The sequence below is a fragment of the Cellulomonas sp. FA1 genome (assembly GCF_000986825.1).
GTDB lineage: Bacteria > Actinomycetota > Actinomycetes > Actinomycetales > Cellulomonadaceae > Cellulomonas > Cellulomonas iranensis.
On sequence record NZ_LBMY01000001.1, the window covers coordinates 286,813 to 307,966 of the forward strand.

A 21,154-nucleotide genomic window follows, 5' to 3' on the forward strand; every position below is an offset into this window, starting at 1 on the left:
CAGGCGTGCCGCACGGTCGCCTCGACGCGCTCACCGGCCTGCGCTTCCTCGCCGCGCTGGTCGTCGTCGTCTTCCACCTGTCCCTCAACCGCTTCTTCCTCGACGCACCCGCGCTCGTCGACCCCCTGCAGGGCGTGCTGCGCAACGGTGGCTGGCTCGGCGTCACGTTCTTCTTCGTCCTGTCGGGCTTCGTCCTCACGTGGTCCGCGCGTCCGGGGGACACCCCCGGGCGGTTCCTGTGGCGCCGCGTCGCCAAGATCGTGCCCAACCACGTGGTGACGTTCGCCGTGGCCCTGGCCGTCGCCGGTCTCGGGGGTGCGCTCGTGTGGGAGGCGGGCGCCAACCTGCTCCTGCTGCACTCCTGGGTGCCGCGCGACACGGCCTTCTTCAGCATCAACCACCCGAGCTGGTCGCTGTCCGCCGAGATGGTCTTCTACGCGCTCTTCCCGGTCACCCTGCCGCTCGTCGCACGCGTGCCGCGGCGCCACCTGGTCACCGCCGGAGCGGCCCTGGTCGTGGTCGTCGTGCTCCTGCCGCTGGTGGCCCAGCAGCTGCCGGTCGGGGCGGTCTTCGGCCCCGCGCACGCCCAGTCGCCGTTGCTCGGGGCCTCCGTGCTGCAGGTGTGGTCGGTGTACGCGTTCCCGCTGGTCCGGTTCCTGGAGTTCGCGCTCGGGATGCTCGCGGCCCGCGCGGTGCGGGAGGGTGCGCTGCCCCGCGTGCCGGTGGTCGTGGCGCTCGGGCTCGTCGCCGCCGGCTACCTGCTCAGCCTGGTCGTGCCCGTGCTGTGGACGCTCGACGCCGTGTTCGTGCTGCCCGTGACGGCGCTGGTCGTCGCGGTCGCGCAGGCTCCGACGCCGCCCGCCGTGCTCACCACGCCCGTGGCGGTCCGGCTCGGCGAGATCTCGTTCGCGCTCTACATGGTGCACGACATCGTGCTCACCGCCACGCGCCGCTTCGTCCCCGCGGCAGGCCTGCCGCCGCTCGGGGCGGTCCTGCTGGTCGCGCTGGTCCTCGCCGTCAGCCTCGGCGCCGCCTGGGCCCTCTGGCGCTGGGTCGAGACGCCCGCCAACACGCGCCTGCGGGCGTTGCGGCTGCCGTCGCGAGCCGCACGGCGCCGACCCGCAGCCCCCGCAGCCCCCGCCGTCGTCCCGCTCACCGTCCCCGCCACCGCGTCGTCACAGGAGGTCTGATCATGACCATCGCCAGCGCCTGGACCGTGTCCGCCCACCAACCCGTGGAGTACCGCGTCGAGACCACCACCGACGTGCTCCACCCGGACAACCCCGCCCTGCTGGACGGTGAGCGCGGCGCGCGTCGGCTCATCGTCACCGACCGCACGGTCGACGAGCTCTACGGCGACCGCATCCGGGCCTACGCGCGGACGAACCTGCGCGATCACCAGGTCCTCGTCCTCCCGCACGGCGAGGCCAGCAAGCAGTGGTCCGCGGTCGAGACCGTCCTGGAGGCGGTCGACGCGTTCAAGCTCGACCGGCGCCGTGAGCCGATCATCGCGATCGGCGGCGGCGTGCTCACGGACATCGTCGGCTTCGCCAGCAGCATCTATCGCAGGAGCACCCCGTTCGTCCGGGTGCCGACCACGCTCATCGGGATCGTCGACGCGAGCGTCGGGGTCAAGACCGGCGTCAACTTCCGGACCGGGAAGAACAAGATCGGGACCTACTTCGCGGCCTCGCGCAGCGTCCTCGACACGACGTTCCTCGCGACCCTCGACGCCCGGCACGTGTCCAACGGGCTCGCGGAGATCCTCAAGATCGCGCTCATCAAGGACGAGCGCCTGTTCGACCTGCTCGAGGCCCACGGATCCACCGTGCTGCGGTCGCGCTTCCAGTCCGGCACCCCCGTCGAGCGGGAGGTCCTCGAGCGGGCGATCGGCGGCATGCTCGACGAGCTCCGCCCCAACCTCTGGGAGCACGTGCTCGAGCGCGTCGTCGACTACGGGCACACGTTCAGCCCCACGATCGAGATGCGCGCGCTGCCCGAGCTCCTGCACGGCGAGGCGGTCGCGCTCGACATGGCGCTCACCACGGGCATCGCGCTGCACCGTCGGCTCGTGACCCCGGAGCAGGCCGACCGCGTGTTCACGACGCTCACGGGTCTCGGGCTGCCGACCACGCACCCGGCGATGCGGCTCGACGACCTCGTCCGTGCGCTCGAGGACACGACGCGGCACCGCGACGGCCGGCAGCGCCTGCCGCTGCCCGTCGGCATCGGCGCAGCGACGTTCGTCGACGACGTGACGCGTGAGGACATCGCCGCGGGCCTGCAGGCCGTCGCGGTCCTCTCGACGGCCGGGCTCGAGGCGACGGCGTGAACGTCACCGGTCTCCCGGCGCCGCCGCCGCGGACCCCTGCCGTGCACGCCGTGATCCACGGCGTGCACGGCAGCCCCGGCCGCACCGGATGGAAGGCGTTCTACACGCGACGCCAGCTGCAGTCGCCCACCGAGGCCGTCGAGTGGGCCACGCTGCCGCCCGACGCGGTGAGCGGAGAGCACCGCCACACCCGGACCGAGGAGATCTACCTGGTCCTCGACGGCGAGGGCGAGTTCTTCTTCAACGGTCGTCCGCACGCGGTCCGTCGCGGGTCGCTCGCGCTCACGCCGCCGGGCAACACGCACGGCCTGCGCAACACGGGCGACCACGACCTCAGCTGGTGGGTCGTCGAGACGCTCGCCCCGGCCACGCAGGCCGCCCTCGCCGCCCCGGCACCGCCGGGGCCCGTCACCCCCCGGAGCCGCCCCGTGCCCGTGCACCTCACCGACCTGACCGTCACGCCCCACGTCGACACCACGACCGTCTTCGACGGCCCGCTGGTGGCCGTCGACCGCCACGTCCTGCTGGCGGGGGAGGAGCTGGTGACGGGGGCCGACAGCAGCGAGATCGCGGGGTTCGTGAACGCCGGCTCCGTGGTCCTCGACCTGCCCGGCGCGACCAGCAGCGTCACGGCACCCGTCGCGTTCCTCGTCCCGGCCGGGGCGCGCGGGCGGCTCACGGCCGCCGAGGACTGCGAGCTGTTCACGGTCGAGCTGCGCGTGGGGCCGGCATGATCGTCACGCGCGTCGACCCCGACGACACGTGGACGTGCCTCGTGCGGCGCGGCATGCTCCACAGCGAGACCGAGTCGGTCGAGCACCACCGGCTGGGTGCCGGCGAGCGGCTCTCCTTCGACGCCCCGCACGGCGTCGACGAGCTGGTCGTGGTCCTGTCCGGCGAGGTGGACGTCGACGGCGGCACCGCGGGCCCGGGGAGCGTCGTGCTCGTGCCGGAGGGTGCCGGAGGCGAGCTGACGGCCCGCGTGCCGACCGCGGTGCTGAGCGTGCGGGGGCTCGCGGCCCGCGTCACGGCGGCGCTGCCGCCCCGCGTGCCCGAGCTGCCGGAGGCCGAGCGTGCCGTCTGACCTGCGGGACGCGGCCGCGCGCGCGGCTCTGCCCGTCGCCGTGTTCTTCGCCGTGACCGTCGAGATGGCGCCGGTGGGAGCCGTCTCGACGATCGCGCGCGACCTGGGCGCGGGCGTCGAGCGCGTCGCGCTCGGGTCCACCGCGTACGCCGCGGCGACCGCCGTGGTCGCGGTCCCCGGCGCGCTGCTGCTGCGCGCCGCGCCCCTGCGGCGTGCGGTCGTCGTCGCGGGCGCGGTGTTCGCTGCGGCTGCCGTGCTCAGCGTCGCCGCTGCGGACCTGCCGGCGTTCCTCGTGACGCGTGCGCTCACCGGCGTCGCGCACGGGTGCTTCTTCCCGCTCGCGCTCGCGCTGGCGGCACGCTCGTCGGGGCGGCCCGAGCGGGCGGTGGCCCACGTGCTGCTGGGCAACGCGGGTGCCCTCGCGCTCGGCGTCCCGGTGGTCGAGGCGCTCTCGACGTGGTCGTGGCGCGTGCCGCTCCTGGTCGCGGCCGTGGCCGTCGCGCTCGCCGCGGCCGGTGCGCCGCCCGAGCGCGTGCGTGCCGCGGCCGCCGACGGCCGTGCCGGCGGCGCGCCGCCCGGTGCGGTGCTGGCGCTGGCCGCGGCGTTCGCGCTCGCGCTGGCGGGGCACTTCACCTTCTACACGTTCCTGACGCCGCTCGCGGAGAGCGCCAGCAGCTCCGCGACGGCGGTCCTGGGCGCGTACGGCGTCGCGGTCGTGGTGGCCGCGCTCGTCGCGGGTCCGCTGTCCGGACGGTCCCGGCTGCCGCGGGCGTGCGCCGTGGCCGCCGTGGAAGGTGTGCTGCTGGCGGCGCTCGCGGCGACCGGTGCGCCCGTGGCCGTCGTCGCGGCGGGCGTCGTCGCAGGGCTGTGCTTCGGTCTGCTGCCCGCCCTCGTGCAGTCGGAGATGCTCGCGATCGCGGGCGACCGCGCGACGCTCGCCTCGGCGGTCGCCGTCGTCGCGTTCAACGTCGGCATCGCCGCCGGTGCCGCCCTGGGCGGTGCGGCGTCGTCGCGCGGACCGGGCGCGCCACCGCTCCTGGGCGGTGCGCTGCTCGTGGCCGCGGCGGTCGCGATCGCCGCGTGCGCCGTCGTCCAGCGGCCGGCACGGCGGTCTCCCGGGTGCGCGTCTCCCGGGCACGCAGGCGGCGGCGTCCCCGCGGCGCCCGGCAGGTGGGGCGCACCGGCGCGGGACGGCGACGGGGCCCGGCGACTCGTGCGGCGCGGGGGCTAGCAGACCCGCGCCGTCGCGCCGCAGGCGGTGTCGGGGCCGCGCCTTGCCGCACCCGGCACCCCGCGCGACGATCGGAGCACGGCCGAGCCTCGGGGAGGGCGCGATGGGCACGCACGTGGTGGTCGGGTACGACGGGTCGCCGGAGGCGGTCTCGGCGGTGCGGTGGGCGGCGGTCGCGGCCCACCGGCTGGGCGCGGAGCTGCGGGTCGTGCACGTGTGGGGGCTGCAGGGGCAGCTCGACGTGCCGCCGCTGCGCACCGCCTCGGCGTACGTCCGGCAGGGTGCGCAGGAGGTCGCGGACGAGGGTGCGCAGGTCGCGCGCGAGCAGTCGCCCGGGCTCGCCGTCACCGCGGTCCTCGACGACGGCCCGCCCGCGCGCACGCTCGTCGGGCTCGCGCAGGACGCGCGGCTGCTCGTCGCCGGACGGCAGGGCGCGGGGCGGCTGTCGGGCGTGCTGCTCGGGTCGGTGTCGCTCGGCGTGCTGCAGCACGCGCCGTGCCCGGTCGTGGTGGTGCCCCGCACGCAGGTCGCGCCGCAGCCCACCGGGCACGTCGTCGTCGGCGTCGACGGGTCGGCGGCCTCGTTCGCCGCGGTCGACGCCGCCGTCACGGGCGCCGACGCGATCGCCAGCAGCACCGCGACCCGGCTCACCGTCGTCGCGTGCTGGCAGGAGCCCCCCACCAACCGCTCGCTCGTGTCCTGGCTCGCCGAGCAGCCCGGCACGTCGCCGGCCGACCTCGCGCGGCAGGCCGCCGAGCGGGCGCTCGACGCCGCGCTCGTGCGGCTCGCGGGCGCCGAGGGCGTCACCGTGGACGGCGTCGTCGCGGAGGGGCCGGCGGCCCGCGTGCTCGCGCAGCACGCCGAGCGCGCCGACCTGCTCGTCGTCGGCACGCGGGGACTCGGCGGCCTGGGCGGACTCGTGCTCGGCTCGGTCAGCCAGTGGCTCGTCGCGCGTGCGGCGTGCCCCGTCCTCGTCGCGCGCGGCGCCGCCTGAACCCCGCCGCGCCTCAGGCGGGCCCGGGTGGCGTGCCGCCGCGCACCACCGGCCGGGCGGGCACCACGGCCCGGCCGCCCGCGCCGACCACGGGCGGGGCACCGGGCAGGTCGCGCGCGTGCCGGTGGGCGCCGACGGACGCGCCGCGGACGAGCCCGACCGCGTCGTCGCGACCCGTCACGACCCGGTGTCGCCCCCGCGTCGCCCGGGCGCGTCGCCGCACGCCCGTTCGTGCGGCGCGGAGCGGGTAGCCTGGACCGCCGTGGCCACCACCGACTTCCCCTCCGAGCTCCGCGACCTGCGCACCACGCTGGACTCCATCGAGTCGGTGAGCGACCCCACGGCGCTGCGGTCGAAGATCGCCGAGCTCTCCGAGCAGGCGTCCGCCCCCGACCTGTGGGACGACCCCGAGGCCGCCCAGAAGGTCACGAGCGCGCTGTCCGCCGCGCAGTCCGAGCTCGAGCGCGTCACGCGCCTGCGCGGCCGCATCGACGACCTCGAGACGCTCGTCGAGATGGCCGCCGAGGAGGACGACGAGGACACCCTCGCCGAGGCCGAGGCCGAGCTCGTCGGCATCCGCAAGGACCTCGGCGAGCTCGAGGTCCGCACGCTGCTCGCGGGCGAGTACGACCAGCGCGAGGCCGTCGTCACGATCCGCGCCGGCGCCGGCGGCGTCGACGCCGCCGACTTCGCCGAGATGCTGCTGCGCATGTACCTGCGCTGGGCCGAGCGCCACGGCTACCCGACGACCGTGCTCGACACGTCGTACGCCGAGGAGGCCGGGCTCAAGTCCGCGACGTTCGAGGTCAAGGCGCCTTACGCGTTCGGGCACCTGTCGGTCGAGGCCGGCACGCACCGCCTCGTGCGGATCTCGCCGTTCGACAACCAGGGACGACGCCAGACGTCGTTCGCCGCCGTCGAGGTCATCCCGCTCATCGAGCAGACCGACTCGATCGAGATCCCCGAGTCCGAGATCAAGGTCGACGTGTTCCGCTCGTCCGGCCCCGGCGGGCAGTCCGTCAACACGACCGACTCCGCGGTCCGCATGACGCACATCCCCACCGGCATCGTCGTGTCGATGCAGAACGAGAAGTCGCAGATCCAGAACCGCGCCGCCGCGCTGCGCGTCCTGCAGTCGAGGCTCCTGCTCGTGCGCAAGGCCGAGGAGGACGCCAAGAAGAAGGAGCTCGCGGGCGACATCAAGGCGTCCTGGGGCGACCAGATGCGCTCGTACGTGCTGCAGCCGTACCAGATGGTCAAGGACCTGCGCACCGAGCACGAGGTCGGCAACCCGGCCGCGGTGTTCGACGGCGACATCGACGACTTCATCGAGGCCGGCGTGCGCTGGCGCCGCGCGCAGCAGGTCGCGGACGCCTGAGCCCCCGACCCGTCCCGGACGCGCGTCCGGGACGGAACGGGACGAGTCGGGCGTCGCGCGTGATTCACAGGCGACGGGGCGGCGTGTCCTGCGCCCGAGCGGGTGAACGCCTTCCTACCCTCGATGGGGCTCGCGGACCGCGGGCCGTCGGGGGCGTGCCCCCCGAGAGGACGAGGCGAGGTCGGTCGTGATCCGGTTCGAGAACGTGACGAAGGTCTACGCGCGCGGCGCACGGCCCGCGCTGGACCGGGTGACGCTCGACGTCGAGCGCGGCGAGTTCGTGTTCCTCGTGGGCGCGTCCGGGTCCGGCAAGTCGACGTTCCTGCGGCTCGTGCTGCGCGAGGAGCGTGCGTCGGCCGGCAAGGTGTTCGTCGCCGGCAAGGAGCTCGGGACGCTGTCCGGCTTCAAGGTCCCGCACCTGCGCCGGCAGATCGGCGCGGTCTTCCAGGACTTCCGCCTGCTGCCCAACAAGACCGTCTTCGAGAACGTCGCGTTCGCGCTGCAGGTCATCGGCAAGCCGCGTCACCACATCCTCACCACCGTGCCCGACGTGCTCGACATGGTCGGGCTCGCCGGCAAGGAGAAGCGTCGCCCGCACGAGCTGTCGGGCGGTGAGCAGCAGCGCGTCGCGATCGCGCGCGCGTTCGTCAACCGGCCGTCGATCCTGCTGGCCGACGAGCCCACCGGCAACCTCGACCCGACGACGTCCCTGGGGATCATGCGCCTGCTCGACCGCATCAACCGCACCGGCACCACGGTCGTCATGGCCACGCACGACGACGAGATCGTCGACCAGATGCGCAAGCGCGTGGTCGAGCTGTCGACCGGTGAGCTCGTGCGCGACCAGTCGCGCGGCGTCTACGGCTCGGACCGCTGAGGGGATCGGGAGATGCGCGCCCAGTTCATCCTGTCCGAGATCGGCATCGGCCTGCGCCGCAACCTGTCGATGACCGTGTCGGTCGTGCTCGTGACGTTCGTGTGCCTGACCTTCCTCGGTGCCGCCGCGCTGCTGCAGACGCAGATCGGCAAGATGAAGGACGACTTCTACGACAAGGTCGAGGTCTCGGTCTTCCTGTGCCCCGAGAACTCCGCGGCGCCCACGTGCGCGGCCGGTGAGGTGACGCAGGAGCAGCGCGACGACATCCTCGCGGCGCTCGACGCGCCCGACGTCGCGCGCTACGTCGAGCAGATCTTCACCGAGTCGAAGGAGGAGGCGTACGAGACGTTCAAGCGGCAGTGGGGCGACCAGTTCTGGGCGTCGGCCGCCACCGCCGACGACATGAACTCGTCGCTGCGCATCAAGCTGACGGACCCCGAGCAGTACCAGGTCGTCGCCGACGTCGTGTCCGGCCGCCCGGGCGTCGAGTCGGTGCAGGACCAGCGGCGCCTGTTCGACAACCTCTTCCTCGTGCTCGACCGCGCCACGTGGGCCGCCGGCGGGCTCGCCGCGATCATGCTGCTCGCGGCCGTGCTGCTCATCACCACCACGATCCGGCTGTCCGCTCTCAGCCGCCGCCGTGAGACCGGCATCATGCGGCTCGTCGGTGCGTCCACGCTGTTCATCCAGCTGCCGTTCATGCTCGAGGGCGCGATCGCCGCGACGCTCGGCGCGGGGCTCGCGATCGGCGGCCTGTGGCTCGGGGTCGAGTACCTCGTCACCGACTGGCTCGGCAAGTCCGTCACGTGGATCCCGTACGTCGGGACGTCGGACGTCCTGACGATCGCACCGCTCCTGGTGCTCGTCGCGTTCGTGCTCGCCGCGATCTCGTCCCTCGTCACCCTCAGCCGCTACACGAAGGTGTGAGCATGCGCCGACCCGACCGTCCCTCCCGCACCCGCCGCGCGCTGCACGCAGGCGTCGCGCTCGTCGCCGCGCTCGCGGTCGCCGTCCCGGCGCTCGTCGCCGGCTCGGCGCCGGCGCTCGCCGACGACCTGTCGAACAAGCGCGCCGACGTCGAGCGCCGCCAGGCCGAGGCCGACCAGCGTGCCGCGGCCCTCGAGGAGACGCTCGAGGAGCTCGGCGGCGAGCTCGCGGACGCGGTCGCCCGGCTCGCGGAGGTCGAGGCGCAGCTGCCCGCCGCGCAGAGCAGGCTCGACGAGGCCGTCGCCGCCGCGCAGGCCGCGCAGCGCGAGGCCGAGATCCTCGCCGCACGGCTGCAGGCGGCGCGCGACGAGGAGGCGTCGATCGGCGACCAGATCGTCGTCGACGGCGAGCGCGAGCAGGAGATCCGTGCGGCCATCGGCCAGATGGCGCGCAGCGCCTACCAGGGCGGGCGTGACGTCTCCAGCATGAGCGTGATGCTCGACGCGGAGAGCTCGCAGGACTTCGTCCGCAAGTACGGACTCGTGTCCACGGCGATGCGCACGCAGACGCAGGTGCTCGACGAGCTCACCGAGCTCGCGGCCCGGAACAAGAACGCGCAGGCGCGGCAGCAGGCGGTGCGCGAGAAGGTCGACGAGCTCAAGGCCGCGGCCGACCAGAAGCTCGCCGAGGCGCAGCAGGCGCAGGCCGAGGCGGCCAGCGCCAAGCAGGCGCTCGACCAGCTCGTGGCCGAGCAGCAGGAGCGCCAGGCGGCCATCGCGGGCCGCAAGGCCGAGGTCGAGGCGCAGGCCGCGGCCGCGGACGCCGAGCGGGGCAAGCTCGCGGGCGAGCTCGCGCAGATCGTCGAGCAGCAGCGCCAGCAGCGCGAGGCCGAGGAGGCGGCGCGCCGCGCGCAGGCCGGCCAGAACAACGGCGGCGGTGGTGGTGGCACCGGCACCGGTGGCGGCGGCACGAGCCCCCAGCCCGGCGGTGCGCGCCCCGGCGCGAAGTTCGGCAACCCCACCGCGCACAACCCGATCTACGTGACCTCCGAGTACGGCATGCGCATGCACCCCGTGCTGGGCTACATGCGCATGCACGCCGGCATCGACCTGCGCGACCGCTGCGGCGAGCCCGTCTACGCGGGCCGCGACGGGACCGTGCAGTGGGCCCGGTTCCGCAGCGGGTACGGCAACCAGGTGATGGTCGACCACGGCTGGGTCGACGGGTCGTCGCTCATGTCGAGCTACAACCACATGTCGTCGTTCGTCGTCGGCGCCGGGGCGCGCGTGAGCGCCGGCCAGCTGCTCGGCTACGCGGGCAACACCGGCACGTCGGCGGCCTGCCACCTGCACTTCGAGGTGTACGTCAACGGCTCGACGACCAACCCGCGGCCGTACCTGGGGCTGTGACCTGCGCGTCGTCCGCGGATTCCCGTGGGACGACGCGGGTGGGCGCCGGTAGTGTCGGACGTCGGCGGTCGTGAGGACCGCCGCGACGACCGCCCGAGCACCGGGCACGGGACAGCACAGGGACGGAGGGCCGCGCGGTGGCGAAGGCGAAGGTGGACGGCCGCACGATGGTCGCCGCCAACCGCAAGGCGCGGCACGACTACCTGATCCAGGACGTGTTCGAGGCCGGCCTGGTGCTCACGGGCACCGAGGTCAAGGCGCTGCGCGCCGGCCGCGCGTCGCTGGTGGACGGCTGGGGCGAGATCGAGTCGGGCGAGGCGTGGCTGCACGGCGTGCACATCCCCGAGTACTCGCAGGGCACGTGGACCAACCACGCGCCGCGGCGCAAGCGCAAGATGCTGCTGCACCGCGAGGAGATCGAGCGGCTCGAGGCGCGCACGCGCGAGAAGGGGCACACGATCGTGCCGCTCGCGCTGTACTTCCTCGACGGTCGCGCCAAGGTCGAGATCGCGCTGGCGATCGGCAAGAAGGACTGGGACAAGCGCCAGGCCCTGCGTGAGCGGCAGGACAACCTCGAGGCGCAGCGAGCGATGAGGGAGCGACGCGACCGGTGACCGACGTGCGTCCGGACGGATCCGACCCTGTTCTGGCGCGTGCGGTGCGGCGGCTCGCCGTGCTCGCCCTCGTGCTCGTCGTGGCGCTGGGGGTGATCCTGCTCGCACCGCCCGTCGCGCTCGCGGCGCCCGCGCCCGGCGAACTGTCCAGCGGGCGCGAGATCACGCGCTACGACGTGACGGCCGACGCGTCCGTCGACGGCAGCGTCGACGTGCGCATCGAGCTCGACTTCGACTACGGCGACGACCCGGGGCACGGGCCGTACCTCACGTTCCCGACGCGGGTGTCCTACGACGACGAGCAGGACCGCGTGTTCGAGTTCAGCGACGTGCGGGCGTCGAGCCCCACGGGCGCGCCGGCCGGCGTGGACCGCGAGGACGAGACGTCGGCGATGGTCCTGCGCATCGGGGACGAGGACGTCGACGACGTCACGGGCGTGCAGACGTACGTCGTGACCTTCACCGTCGACGGCTGGATCAACCCCGCGAACGCGCAGCACTCGGGCGACGAGCTGTACTGGAACGTCATCGGCCCCGGGTGGGAGATCCCGCTGTCGCAGCTGTCGGTCACCGTGTCGGGGCCCGCGCCCGTCGAGGGCGCCGCGTGCTTCGTGGGCCCGTACGGCTCGACGACGCCGTGCCGGTCGGCGACGACCGACGGGGGTACGGCGTCGTTCACGCAGGACGTCGTGACGGTCGGCGACCAGCTGACGACCGTCACCGGGTGGCCCGGCGGCACGTTCCCGGGCGTGCAGCCGATCCTGCGTCCCAAGCCCGACCCGACGCTGCCGCTCGCACCGGCCAACCCCGCCGGGGCGTTGGCGGGCGCGCTGCTGCTGGTCGGCAGCGGCCTGGTCGTGCGGCGCGTGCGCCGCACGGGCCGGGACCGCGCGTACCTCGGCCTGACGCCCGGGCTGCGCCCGGCCGACGGCCAGGAGGTCGCGACGGGGTACCGCGACCGCCGCATGCCCGTGAGCGTGCAGTTCCAGCCGCCGCAGGACGCGCGGCCGGGGGAGATCGGCACGCTCGTCGACGAGAAGGCCGACCCCGTCGACGTCACGGCGACCATCGTCGACCTCGCGGTGCGCGGCTGGCTGCGCATCGAGGAGGTGCCGCGGTCCAACCCGAAGAAGAAGCCCAAGGACTGGACGCTGGTGCGCCTGCGCGCCGGCACCGAGGGCCTGCTGCCGTTCGAGGCGTGGCTGCTGTCCGACCTGTTCGAGGAGGAGGACCGCGTCCAGCTGTCCGACCTGAGCACGACGTTCGCGTCGTCGCTCGCCAAGGTGCAGGACATGATGTACGAGCACGTCGCGAGCGTCGGCTGGTTCCGCGGCAACCCCAAGAAGGTGCGCAACGCGTGGCTCGCGTCGGCGTTCGGGATCATGGGGCTCGGCGTCGCGGTGGCGCTCGTCGCGATGGCGATCGAGACGGTCCCCGGGCTGGCGCTCGTGGGCATCGCGATCACGCTGGTCGGGGTGCTGGTGCTCGCGGTGTCCAACCGGGCGCCTGCGCGCACGGCCGACGGCACCGCGGTGCTGGCCCAGGCCCTCGGGTTCCGCCGGTACCTCGCGACGGCCGAGGCGAACCAGCTGCGGTTCGAGGAGGGCGAGGACGTCTTCAGCCGGTACCTGCCGTACGCGATCGTGTTCGGCCTCACCGACCGGTGGGCGCGCGTGTTCGCCGAGCTCGCCGCGCAGGGGCGCGTGCTCGAGCAGCCCGGCTGGTACGTCGGGTCGTACGCGCCGACCGCGCACGCGTTCTGGGCCACGGGGTTCGTGGGCGCGCTCGACCGCTTCGAGTCCGTCGCGACCTCGGCGATCACGGCGCCCACGCCGGGGTCGTCGGGCGGGTCCGGGTTCAGCGGCGGCGGGTTCTCCGGCGGTGGCGTCGGCGGCGGGGGCGGCGGGGGCTGGTGAGCCCGCGCCCGTGACGCGTGCCGCGGCCGGTGCGGCCGGTCGGGTCAGCCGGCCGCGTCGCGTGCGCCGAGCGCGGCGTCGCCCGTGCGGCGCAGCACGTTGCGCGCCACCACCTGCTGCCACGTCGACGCGCGCTCGGCGCGGCCCCGCCCGACGAACGACACCGCCCAGTGCAGCAGGGTCGTCAGCCGGTTCTTGAAGCCCACCAGGTACACGAGGTGCACGCCGAGCCACAGCGCCCACGCGGCCACGCCCGCGGTGCGCACGGGCCCCACCTGCGCGACCGCGAAGAACCGCGACACAGTCGCCATGCTGCCCTTGTCGCGGTAGACGAACCGCTGCCCCGTCGGCTCGCCGCGCACGCGTGCCGCGATCTGCCCGGCCGCGTGCTGACCGCTCTGGATCGCGACCTGCGCGACGCCCGGCAGGTCGTCGAGGCTCATGAGGTCCCCGACGACGAACACCTCGGGGTGGCCCGGCAGCGTGCAGTCCGGCGCGACGCGCACGCGCCCGGCCCGGTCGGTCTCGGCGCCCGACCGCTCGGCGAGCACGCGCCCGAGCGGCGCGCCCGCGACACCCGCCGCCCACACCTTGCACACCGTCGGGATCTCGCGGCGGCGGCCGTCGGCGTCCTCGACCGTCACCGACCGCGCGTCCAGGTCGACGACCTTCCACCCCGTCCACAGCTCGACGCCCAGCCGGTCGAGCTCGCGCGCCGCGGCCGACGCGAGCCGCTCCGGGTACCCGGGCAGCACGTGCTCCACCGGGTCGACGAGCAGCACGCGCGCGCGGGCCGGGTCGGCGCGGCGGAACTGCCCGGGCAGCACGCGGTGCGCGAGCTCGGCGACCTGCCCCGCCATCTCGACGCCCGTCGGGCCGGCGCCGACCACGACGAACGTCAGCAGCCGGTCCGCGACCTCGGGGTCGTCCGTGAGCTCGGCCAGCTCGAACGCCCCCAGCACGCGCGCGCGGACCTCCATCGCGTCGTCGAGGCTCTTGAGACCGGGCGCGTGCTCGGCGAACTCGTCGCGGCCGAAGTACGACTGCCCGGCGCCTGCCGCCACGACCAGCGAGTCGTAGCGCGTGCGGACCTCGCCCAGCGGTGAGCGGTGCACGACCTCGCGCGCGTCGAGGTCGACGTCCTCGACCACGCCCAGCAGGACGCGGGCGTTGCGCTGGCGCCGCAGCACGTCGCGCGTCGCGGGTGCGATCTCGCCCGACGACAGGATGCCCGTCGCCACCTGGTAGAGCAGGGGCTGGAACAGGTGGTGGTTGACACCGCTGATGACCGTGACCCGCACGCCGGGCACGTCCGCCAGCGCGCGCGTCGCGAACAGGCCGCCGAACCCGGACCCGACGACGACCACGTCGTGCGAGCGCTGCGTCGGTGCCATGGCGGCCTCCTGGTCGCGGTCGGGGGTCGTGCCTCGACGCTACGGGCGCCGCGCGCCGGGCGCGCGTCGGTGGGCGGCACGGGCGTCCCTGCGGACCCGGTGCGTCCGGCGCCCCTCGGCAGCAAGACGGGCGTGGGCGCCGTTCAGGTTGCCGGCGTGGCGTCCTCGGGTGAGCGTGGAGGGGACGCCGACGAGAGGACCCGCATGACGGCCAGCACCCCCGACCCGGACCCCGACACCACGCCCGGCCTCGAGCCCGGCGGGTCGGTGGCGCCCGGGGACACGCCGCCGGGGGAGTCGTCGACGTCGGGTGCGTCGGACCGGCAGCCACGCACCGGGTCGACCGGCGCGAACTGGGTCGCGTACGCGGTCATCGGCGTCGCGGTGGTGCTCGTGGGCCTGTTCTTCGTCGGGTACGTGGTGGGCCTCGCGGACTGACGCGACCGGCCACGGGTCGCGAGGCGCGGGCGTGACGCGTGCGTCGACGGCGGTGGCCGGTGCGACGTCGGTCGGGGCGCCCGGGCGGTCCGGCCTCGGAGCGGGTCCCCCGGCGCGGGGAGTGTGTGGCGTTGCGGCTGTCAGGTGGCCGCAACGCCGCACGGCATCGACGGTCGTCGGCGACAGCGGGGCTCGGTCACGCGCTCGGCAGGGCGCCAGGACGGCGAGCCGCCGGGCACGGCTCCGCGCGAGGGACCACCGTCCCGGGTACGCGACGTGGGCCCACCGTTAGCGTGACCCGATGACCGCACCGCCGACGTCCGTGACGGCGACCGTGCCGCGAACCCCGCGACGCCGCCGGCCGTCGCAGGGCTGGGTGCCGCGGCAGCACGGGGCGTGGGCGATGCTCGTGGTCCCGCCGGTGGTCGGCGCCACGATGGCCGGCTGGACGTGGCGGCACGCGCTGCTGATGGCGGCGTGGCTCGTCGGGTACCTCGCGTACCACGCCGCGGGGATCTGGCTCCGGTCGGGACGCCGCGCACGGTACGTGCGCCCGGTCCTCGTCTACGGGGGCGCCGGTGTCGTGCTGCTGGCCGCGCTCGTGGCGTCGGCTCCGCGGCTGCTGCTGTGGTCGCCGGCGTTCGCGGTGCTGCTCGGCGTGAGCCTCGTGGCGTCGCTGCGGCGGGCCGACCGGTCGTGGTGGAACGACACCGTCACGATCCTCGCGGCGGCCCTGCTGACGCCCGTGGCCGCCGGGCTCGGTGCGTCGGTGGTCGCACCGGGCCGGCTGTGGACCGCCACGGCGGTACTCGCCGCGTACTTCTTGGGCACCGTTCCGTACGTGAAGTGCCTCATCCGCGACCGCGACGACCCGCGCGTGCGCCGCGTGTCCGTCGCGTACCACGTCGTGGTCGCGGTGCTCGGGGCGCTCCTCGACCCCGTGCTGGGTGCGGTCGGCGTGCTGCTCGTGCTGCGTGCCGTCGTCGTGCCGTGGCGGTGGACGCGGCTGCGTCCCGGACCGATCGGCGCGGGCGAGGTCCTCGCGACCGTGGTCGTCACGGTGGCGGTGCTGCTGCGGGTGTGACGTCGCCGGCCCGGGGAGGGACACGGAAGCCGAGCAGCATCGTGACGATCCCGGCGAGCGCGGTGATCGACCCGGCCCGGACGGTCATCGGCCCCGGGCCTGGTCGCGTCCACGCGTCGACCAGCAGCGGGAGGAGGCCGCGCGTCGCGCCGTCGCGGGACTCGGCGGCCGCCACGGCGTCGACCGCGCCGCCGCCGATCAGCAGGGCGAGTCCCGCCAGGATGACCACGACGCCGATCGCCACGACGCGGTCGCCGCCGACGGACCGCGCCGCGACCCGGGCGAGCAGCGCGATGCCGCCCAGCAGCATCGCCGGGACGCCCACGGCCAGCGCCACGACGGGCCACACGAGGTGGACGCCCGTCGCGACGAGCAGCGCGTCGCCCCACGGCGACTCGAAGCCGACAGTCGCCGCGACGACCCCCAGCAGGCAGCCGTGGACCAGGCTGAGGCCCAACGACCACCACACGGACGTGACGGTCGTGTCGTAGCAGCGGGCCCACCGCGGGCCCGACGTCCGGCGCCACGTGCCGACGAGCATCACGACGACGGCCGACGCCGTGACCAGGGCCGAGACCAGCGAGCCGGTGTCGCCCGACGGTCCCAGGGTGCGTGCCGTGAGGGACACGACGAGAGCCGTGACGGGCGCCCACCAGGGCAGCGAGCGCCACGGGACACCGGCGGCGCGTGAGACGACCCGGGGGTCGAGGTCCGGGGAGCCCTGATCTCGTGCGCGTGCCACGGCCGACACCGTAGTGACGCGGCGGTGCCCCGGGTGTGCGGTTGGTGGGCCACCCGGACACGAGACGTGCGCTGCACGACGTGCGAGCCCTGGTGCGTCAGGTGCCGAGGATCTCCGCGAGGTCGAACCGCACGGGCTCGTCGAGCTGCGCGTACGTGCATGAGCGCGGGTCGCGGTCGGGGCGCCAGCGGCGGAACTGCGCGGTGTGCCGGAACCGGTCGCCCTCCATGTGGTCGTAGGCCACCTCGACCACGAGCTCGGGTCGCAGCGGCACGAACGACAGGTCCTTGGTCGCGTTCCAGCGGCTCACGGCGCCCGGCATGCGCTGCCCGGCGTGCGCCTGCTGGTCGGCCCAGCCGCCCCACGGGTGCTCGGCGAGGTCGACGTCGCGGTACGGCGCCAGGTCGTCGAGCAGCGTGCGGCGGCGCGCCATGGGGAACGACGCGCTCACGCCCACGTGCTGCAGGTGGCCGTCGTCCGCCCACAGGCCCAGCAGCAGCGACCCGACCACGTCACCCGACTTGTGCCACCGGAAGCCCGCGACCACGCACTCCGCCGTGCGCTCGTGCTTGATCTTGAACATCGCGCGCTTGTCCGGCTGGTACGTGCCGTCGAGCGGCTTGGCGACGACGCCGTCGAGGCCCGCGCCCTCGAACTGCTCGAACCAGCGTCGCGCCTCGGCGAGGTCACCGGTCGCGGGCGTCACGTGCACGGGCGGACGCGCGTCGGCCAGCGCCTCGACGAGCAGCGCGCGACGCTCGGCGAACGGACGGCCCGTGAGGTCCTCGTCGCCGAGCGCGAGCAGGTCGAACGCGACGAACGACACGGGTGTCTGCTCGGACAGCAGCTTGACGCGGCTCGCCGCGGGGTGGATGCGCTGCTGCAGCGCGTCGAAGTCGAGCCGGTCGCCCGTGACCAGGACGATCTCGCCGTCGACCACGCACCGCTCGGGCAGATGCGCACGCAGCGCCTCGACGAGCTCGGGGAAGTACCGCGTCATCGGCTTCTCGTTGCGGCTGCCCAGCTCGACGTCGTCGCCGTCGCGGAACACGATCGTGCGGAACCCGTCCCACTTGGGCTCGACGTGCCCCACGTCCGGGATCTCCTTGACGGACTTCGCGAGCATCGGCGCGACGGGCGGCATCACCGGCAGGTCCATCCGCCCATCGTGCGGCACGCCACCGACACGTGCACAGGTGGCGCGTAGGTCCGCCCCAGCCCGCGTCCGGGAGCGTGCTGTTGCCTGGGGGCAGCGGGCGCCGCAGGGGCGCCGACAGGAGGAACCATGGACGACCGCACGACCCCGCCGGGCACGCCGGCGAACCCGAACCCGAACCCCGACCCGATTGCCGCCGCCGGGGCTCCGACGGGCGCAGGTGGCTCCGGCGCGGACGCCGCGTCGTCCGGCCCCCGGGCAGGCGGGCCCGGGAGCTCCCGCCCCGGGTGGGCCCGCGCTGCCCGCGCCCGGCTACGTGCAGCCGGCGTACGTGCCGCCCGCAGGTGCCGGGGGGCCGGCGGTGCCCGGTGCCGCGCCGGCCGTGCCCGCTGCGCCCGCCCGCCCGCGGCGGACCGTGAGCGCGGTCGTCGCGGCCGTGCTCGCGGCGGCGGCGCTCCTGGTCGGCCTCGTGGTGGGCGGCGGAGGCGTCGCCCTCGCCACGTTCGGGCACGGCGTCGGGACCCACCGCGGCCCCGGCGCGTTCGCGGGCGTCCCCGACCACGACGGTGACCGCGACGGACGGCTGCCGGACGGCGGTGACCGGCCCGGCCGTGCGCTGCCCCGGGGCTCTGACGACGGATCGTCCGCGCCGCGCGACGCGCTGCCCGGTGGCGCGGGTGACGACGCGCAGCCCGGCGGGCAGGGCGACGGCGGGTCGTCCGAGGGCTCCTGAGCTCACCCGGGCGCACGCACCGGGGCCGCTTCCCGGCCCCGGTGCAGGGCCGTCGTCGGGCGCAGGTCGCGCGGCCCCGTGGGGCGGGAGCTCGAACCGGCTAGTACGACTCGCTGCGCTCGACGACACCCACCCCGTGCGCCTGGCCGTACCGGTGGAGCGTCTGCGAGAACGCGGGGTAGGCGTCCTCCGCGACGAGGCGGAAGGGCAGCACGAGCTTGGCGCCCTTCAGGGTCGCCGCGGGCGACCCCGTCGCGGCGAGCCGGGACCGGAGCAGCGCCGCGTCGCGGGCCTCGAGCTCGATCCGGCCGGTCAGCCCTTCGGCGTTCTGCGCGGCCGCGGCGACCTGCTGGCCCACCTGCGTGTTCCCCCGCGCGTGGCTGTCCGCCTGCTTCTTGGCACGGAGCACGACGATCACCCGGGACAGCTCCTCCCACGCCAGCTCGACGCCGTCGCGCGTGCGCAGCCCGGACGGCCCGGCGGTGACGAACGGCGGCCTCGTCGCCTCCCGGGCAGCGGTCGCCACGCGCCTGCCGCGGAGCACCACGAACAGCGCGAACAGCACGCCGACGCCGAGCAGGAACCACCCGGCACCGGCGCCGCCGGCGGGGCCGCGGAACGCCAGGACCGCCACCGCGAACGCGCCGACGCCGATCGCGGCGAGCAGGAGCAGCATGCCGAGGTTCCGGCTCCGGTACGTCGTCGCCTGCCGCGCGCTGGCGGCGAGCGCGACGCCGTCCGTCGGGGTGCCGGGGGGAGTGGTGAGGTCGTCTCCGGTCGCCATGGCCCGATGGTAGGGAGGCCCGCCACGACGCGACAGGGGTGCTCCACCACGCGGGACACGACCGCGCAGGTGGCCAGGGCGGTCCGGGCCGCCCACGCCCGCGGGAATCACGGAGACGCCCCGGTGGTTGTGACGTAGGCTTGACCTCGTCGGACGCGCCCCCGGGTGCGTGCGGCGACTGCTTGACAACTGAACACACCCATGGGGGTGATCGGTTTCGACGGTGATCGTCGAACCAGGTGAAGCGGGTCGAGGATGCACGGTTATCTCGTAAACGCTCCGTGCGACTCATAGGTGCCGATTCCAAGCGCACCGACTTCGCCCTCGCCGCCTGAGCGAGCCTCGAAGTCCGTCGGCCTAGACATGCTCTCGGTCTAGTTCCCGGCGTCATCTAGAGAGCCACTGCTGTCCGTCCTCGTCGGTGGGGCGGGCGGGACTCTTAGCCGACTGAGCCCGTCCACGTCTTGTCCGCGTGATCGTGGGGGCTGAGAATATCTACTGCGGACTGCACCCGGAGAAGCCCTGGTCCCACGTCATCGGACGCGGGTTCGATTCCCGCCACCTCCACTAGTCGGATTCGAGGAGTGTCTTCCGCCTCGATCCCACTGACGACGACACTGACGTGTCTCCCGAGGAGGGGTCGCCGCTCACCGCGGCGGCCCCTCCTCGTGGTTTGCGGGCGCTGCTAGCGTCGGTGCGTGCCGGTCGCTGGCGCGACAGGCGATGGAGGCCATCTCACCTGCGAGAGCTGGTCCTCACCTAGGGCGTGTCTCCTAAGTGTTCGTGTTCGTTGCTGGCAGGCTGTTCGGGTGTCGCGTGATGCTGTGTTGTCGGATGCCGAGTGGGAGCTGATCGCCCCGTTGATGCCGTCGATGGCTGCCGGTGGTGGTCGTCCGTTCGCTGATCACCGCAGGGTGGTCGAGGGGATCGACTGGCACTACCGGACGGGGTCGCCGTGGCGGGACCTGCCCGCGTCGTTCGGTCCGTGGCAGACGGTCTGGAAGCGCCACGCCCGGTTCTCCAGGGACGGGACGTGGGACAAGATCCACGCCGCGCTGCTCGCGCAGGCCGACGCCGAAGGTCGGATCGACTGGGCGGTGTCGGTGGACTCCACGATCAACCGGGCCCATCAGCACGCCGCGACCTTGACCCGCATCACGGGGAGGCTCGGTTGAATCACACGAATCTGCTGATCAAACCGCCTGATCACGGCATCGGCCGGTCCCGGGGCGGGTTGTCCACGAAGATCCACCAGCTCGTCGACGGCAACGGTCTGCCGATGGTCGTGCTCGTCGGTGCCGGGCAGAGCAACGACCCTCCGATGTTCCCGGTCCTGCTGGAGCACCTGCGCGTCCCGCGGCTCGGACCGGGCCGCCCCCGCACCCGCCCGGACCGGGTGCGGGCGGACAAGGCGTACTCCGCCCGCGCGCACCGCTCCCTGCTGCGCGCCCGTGGGATCGGCGCCGGCATCCCCGAACTATCGGACCAGGTCCGTCACCGCAAGAGGCGCCGAGCCGCAGGCGGACGCCCGCCGGTCTTCGACCCGGTCGACTACCGCGGCCGCAACGTCGTCGAACGGGCCTTCGCCCACCTCGAGCAATGGCGCGGCCTGGCCACCCGCTACGACAAATACGCCGTGACCTACCGCGGAGCCGCCGTCCTCCGAGCGATCAACCTGTGCCTCAGAAGGTTAGGAGACGCGCCCTAGGCGTCGAGGCCACGGAAGACCTGCCCGGTGCTCCGTGGGTGATCAGCGGTCGTGTCGACGGCATCGACTTCACGATGCGCGAACGGTCGGACACGTACACGATCACTGTGGATGCGTCCTCGAACGACGGTTCCGAAACCGTACTGGCGACGGGGAACATCACCGACCTCGGGTCTGCGCAGGCGCTCGACTACCGCCACACCTTGAGGTTCATCGTCGCGGTGGTCCGCACCGCGCGCCGACGGATGACGTGTCGGCACCGCCCCGGCCCGGGATTCAGGTTCTGCCCGTGGTGCGGGACGTCGATGATCGATCCCACTCTGCCTGACTAGGCATCGGCCCTGATGCGAGGA

The 21,154-nt window shown here is 74.4% G+C and carries 22 protein-coding genes and 1 other RNA gene; 18 read left to right on the plus strand and 5 right to left on the minus strand.

What is annotated here, in order from left to right:
* The first annotated feature begins 5 nt into the window (after nucleotides 1–5).
* From GY42_RS01210 to GY42_RS01235, 6 genes are all read left to right on the plus strand, one after another.
* A complete protein-coding gene (locus GY42_RS01210) occupies nucleotides 6–1,190 on the plus strand; it encodes an acyltransferase family protein (RefSeq protein ID WP_052748152.1) in 1,185 nt (394 codons plus the stop codon).
* A 2-nt stretch (nucleotides 1,191–1,192) separates the two neighbouring features.
* Nucleotides 1,193–2,332, plus strand: coding sequence for a sedoheptulose 7-phosphate cyclase (locus tag GY42_RS01215; protein ID WP_046527930.1), 1,140 nt, complete (start codon nucleotides 1,193–1,195; stop codon nucleotides 2,330–2,332).
* A 41-nt stretch (nucleotides 2,333–2,373) separates the two neighbouring features.
* The gene (locus GY42_RS17990) at nucleotides 2,374–3,066 is read left to right on the plus strand and encodes a cupin domain-containing protein (RefSeq protein ID WP_160309384.1); all 693 of its coding nucleotides are present in this window, start codon (nucleotides 2,374–2,376) and stop codon (nucleotides 3,064–3,066) included.
* Nucleotides 3,063–3,416 (plus strand): hypothetical protein, encoded by a 354-nt coding sequence (locus GY42_RS01225; RefSeq protein WP_046527931.1) that lies wholly within the window; start codon nucleotides 3,063–3,065, stop codon nucleotides 3,414–3,416. Before GY42_RS17990 ends, GY42_RS01225 begins: the two co-directional genes overlap by 4 nt.
* On the plus strand, nucleotides 3,406–4,647 hold the full coding sequence (locus tag GY42_RS01230; protein WP_046527932.1) for an MFS transporter: 1,242 nt from the start codon (nucleotides 3,406–3,408) through the stop codon (nucleotides 4,645–4,647). Before GY42_RS01225 ends, GY42_RS01230 begins: the two co-directional genes overlap by 11 nt.
* A gap of 103 nt (nucleotides 4,648–4,750) precedes the next feature.
* The gene (locus GY42_RS01235; RefSeq protein WP_046527933.1) at nucleotides 4,751–5,641 is read left to right on the plus strand and encodes a universal stress protein; all 891 of its coding nucleotides are present in this window, start codon (nucleotides 4,751–4,753) and stop codon (nucleotides 5,639–5,641) included.
* Nucleotides 5,642–5,654: 13 nt separating this feature from the next.
* Here GY42_RS01235 and GY42_RS19275 read toward each other — a convergent pair whose 3' ends face one another.
* Nucleotides 5,655–5,822: a hypothetical protein gene (locus GY42_RS19275; protein WP_160309385.1), complete on the minus strand. Its 168-nt coding sequence runs from the start codon at nucleotides 5,820–5,822 to the stop codon at nucleotides 5,655–5,657.
* 81 nt (nucleotides 5,823–5,903) lie between these two features.
* On the opposite strand from GY42_RS19275, the gene prfB reads away from it, so the two are divergent.
* The 6 genes from prfB to GY42_RS01265 all read left to right on the plus strand — a co-directional run bounded on the left by prfB (nucleotide 5,904) and on the right by GY42_RS01265 (nucleotide 12,762).
* Nucleotides 5,904–7,019, plus strand: coding sequence for a peptide chain release factor 2 (gene prfB, locus GY42_RS01240; RefSeq protein ID WP_046527934.1), 1,116 nt, complete (start codon nucleotides 5,904–5,906; stop codon nucleotides 7,017–7,019).
* A gap of 187 nt (nucleotides 7,020–7,206) precedes the next feature.
* On the plus strand, nucleotides 7,207–7,896 hold the full coding sequence (gene ftsE / locus GY42_RS01245; RefSeq protein WP_046527935.1) for a cell division ATP-binding protein FtsE: 690 nt from the start codon (nucleotides 7,207–7,209) through the stop codon (nucleotides 7,894–7,896).
* Nucleotides 7,897–7,908: 12 nt separating this feature from the next.
* Nucleotides 7,909–8,823, plus strand: coding sequence for a permease-like cell division protein FtsX (ftsX, locus tag GY42_RS01250; RefSeq protein ID WP_046527936.1), 915 nt, complete (start codon nucleotides 7,909–7,911; stop codon nucleotides 8,821–8,823).
* Between the two features lie 2 nt (nucleotides 8,824–8,825).
* Nucleotides 8,826–10,232, plus strand: coding sequence for a M23 family metallopeptidase (locus GY42_RS01255; RefSeq protein WP_046527937.1), 1,407 nt, complete (start codon nucleotides 8,826–8,828; stop codon nucleotides 10,230–10,232).
* A gap of 137 nt (nucleotides 10,233–10,369) precedes the next feature.
* A complete protein-coding gene (gene smpB / locus GY42_RS01260) occupies nucleotides 10,370–10,846 on the plus strand; it encodes an SsrA-binding protein SmpB (RefSeq protein ID WP_082131306.1) in 477 nt (158 codons plus the stop codon).
* Entirely contained in the window at nucleotides 10,843–12,762 is a 1,920-nt protein-coding gene (locus tag GY42_RS01265) for a DUF2207 domain-containing protein (protein ID WP_052748154.1), read from the plus strand. The genes smpB and GY42_RS01265 overlap by 4 nt, the downstream gene beginning before the upstream one ends.
* A 44-nt stretch (nucleotides 12,763–12,806) precedes the next feature.
* Here the strand turns inward: GY42_RS01265 and GY42_RS01270 are convergent, their stop codons facing one another.
* The gene (locus tag GY42_RS01270; protein WP_046527938.1) at nucleotides 12,807–14,156 is read right to left on the minus strand and encodes an NAD(P)/FAD-dependent oxidoreductase; all 1,350 of its coding nucleotides are present in this window, start codon (nucleotides 14,154–14,156) and stop codon (nucleotides 12,807–12,809) included.
* A gap of 204 nt (nucleotides 14,157–14,360) precedes the next feature.
* On the opposite strand from GY42_RS01270, the gene GY42_RS01275 reads away from it, so the two are divergent.
* The gene (locus GY42_RS01275) at nucleotides 14,361–14,594 is read left to right on the plus strand and encodes a DUF6480 family protein (protein ID WP_046527939.1); all 234 of its coding nucleotides are present in this window, start codon (nucleotides 14,361–14,363) and stop codon (nucleotides 14,592–14,594) included.
* Nucleotides 14,595–14,895: 301 nt separating this feature from the next.
* Complete coding sequence (locus tag GY42_RS01280; RefSeq protein ID WP_046527940.1) at nucleotides 14,896–15,678, plus strand: YwiC-like family protein; 783 nt, start codon at nucleotides 14,896–14,898, stop codon at nucleotides 15,676–15,678.
* Here GY42_RS01280 and GY42_RS01285 read toward each other — a convergent pair.
* Nucleotides 15,650–16,420 carry a hypothetical protein gene (locus GY42_RS01285; RefSeq protein ID WP_152667193.1) on the minus strand — a complete coding sequence of 257 codons (771 nt, stop codon included), beginning with the start codon at nucleotides 16,418–16,420 and terminating at the stop codon, nucleotides 15,650–15,652. The genes GY42_RS01280 and GY42_RS01285 overlap by 29 nt on opposite strands.
* 97 nt (nucleotides 16,421–16,517) lie before the next feature.
* Nucleotides 16,518–17,579, minus strand: coding sequence for an ATP-dependent DNA ligase (locus tag GY42_RS01290; RefSeq protein ID WP_046527942.1), 1,062 nt, complete (start codon nucleotides 17,577–17,579; stop codon nucleotides 16,518–16,520).
* A 379-nt stretch (nucleotides 17,580–17,958) separates the two neighbouring features.
* Between GY42_RS01290 and GY42_RS01295 the strand changes: the two genes are divergently transcribed.
* Nucleotides 17,959–18,309, plus strand: coding sequence for a hypothetical protein (locus tag GY42_RS01295; RefSeq protein WP_160309386.1), 351 nt, complete (start codon nucleotides 17,959–17,961; stop codon nucleotides 18,307–18,309).
* A 100-nt stretch (nucleotides 18,310–18,409) separates the two neighbouring features.
* Here GY42_RS01295 and GY42_RS01300 read toward each other — a convergent pair whose 3' ends face one another.
* Nucleotides 18,410–19,093 (minus strand): hypothetical protein, encoded by a 684-nt coding sequence (locus tag GY42_RS01300; protein WP_046527944.1) that lies wholly within the window; start codon nucleotides 19,091–19,093, stop codon nucleotides 18,410–18,412.
* A 203-nt stretch (nucleotides 19,094–19,296) separates the two neighbouring features.
* On the opposite strand from GY42_RS01300, the gene ssrA reads away from it, so the two are divergent.
* The 3 genes from ssrA to GY42_RS01315 all read left to right on the plus strand — a co-directional run bounded on the left by ssrA (nucleotide 19,297) and on the right by GY42_RS01315 (nucleotide 21,133).
* Nucleotides 19,297–19,663: a transfer-messenger RNA gene (gene ssrA / locus GY42_RS18525) on the plus strand.
* A 239-nt stretch (nucleotides 19,664–19,902) separates the two neighbouring features.
* A protein-coding gene (locus GY42_RS18530) for an IS5 family transposase (protein WP_152667195.1) occupies nucleotides 19,903–20,801 on the plus strand; the annotation gives its coding sequence in 2 pieces (ribosomal slippage) (nucleotides 19,903–20,256 and nucleotides 20,259–20,801; 897 coding nt in all).
* 38 nt (nucleotides 20,802–20,839) lie between these two features.
* A complete protein-coding gene (locus GY42_RS01315; protein WP_046527947.1) occupies nucleotides 20,840–21,133 on the plus strand; it encodes a hypothetical protein in 294 nt (97 codons plus the stop codon).
* Nucleotides 21,134–21,154: the final 21 nt, after the last annotated feature.

What these genes read in the sequence shown, in the direction of transcription:
- GY42_RS01235 (WP_046527933.1), top strand. Translation starts at nt 4,751, where the DNA reads ATGGGCACGCACGTGGTGGTCGGGTACGACGGGTCGCCGGAGGCGGTC.
- GY42_RS01270 (WP_046527938.1), bottom strand. Translation starts at nt 14,156, where the DNA reads ATGGCACCGACGCAGCGCTCGCACGACGTGGTCGTCGTCGGGTCCGGG.
- GY42_RS01215 (WP_046527930.1), top strand. Translation starts at nt 1,193, where the DNA reads ATGACCATCGCCAGCGCCTGGACCGTGTCCGCCCACCAACCCGTGGAG.
- ftsX (WP_046527936.1), top strand. Translation starts at nt 7,909, where the DNA reads ATGCGCGCCCAGTTCATCCTGTCCGAGATCGGCATCGGCCTGCGCCGC.
- GY42_RS01275 (WP_046527939.1), top strand. Translation starts at nt 14,361, where the DNA reads ATGACGGCCAGCACCCCCGACCCGGACCCCGACACCACGCCCGGCCTC.
- GY42_RS01280 (WP_046527940.1), top strand. Translation starts at nt 14,896, where the DNA reads ATGACCGCACCGCCGACGTCCGTGACGGCGACCGTGCCGCGAACCCCG.
- GY42_RS01225 (WP_046527931.1), top strand. Translation starts at nt 3,063, where the DNA reads ATGATCGTCACGCGCGTCGACCCCGACGACACGTGGACGTGCCTCGTG.
- GY42_RS01255 (WP_046527937.1), top strand. Translation starts at nt 8,826, where the DNA reads ATGCGCCGACCCGACCGTCCCTCCCGCACCCGCCGCGCGCTGCACGCA.
- GY42_RS01290 (WP_046527942.1), bottom strand. Translation starts at nt 17,579, where the DNA reads ATGGACCTGCCGGTGATGCCGCCCGTCGCGCCGATGCTCGCGAAGTCC.
- GY42_RS01300 (WP_046527944.1), bottom strand. Translation starts at nt 19,093, where the DNA reads ATGGCGACCGGAGACGACCTCACCACTCCCCCCGGCACCCCGACGGAC.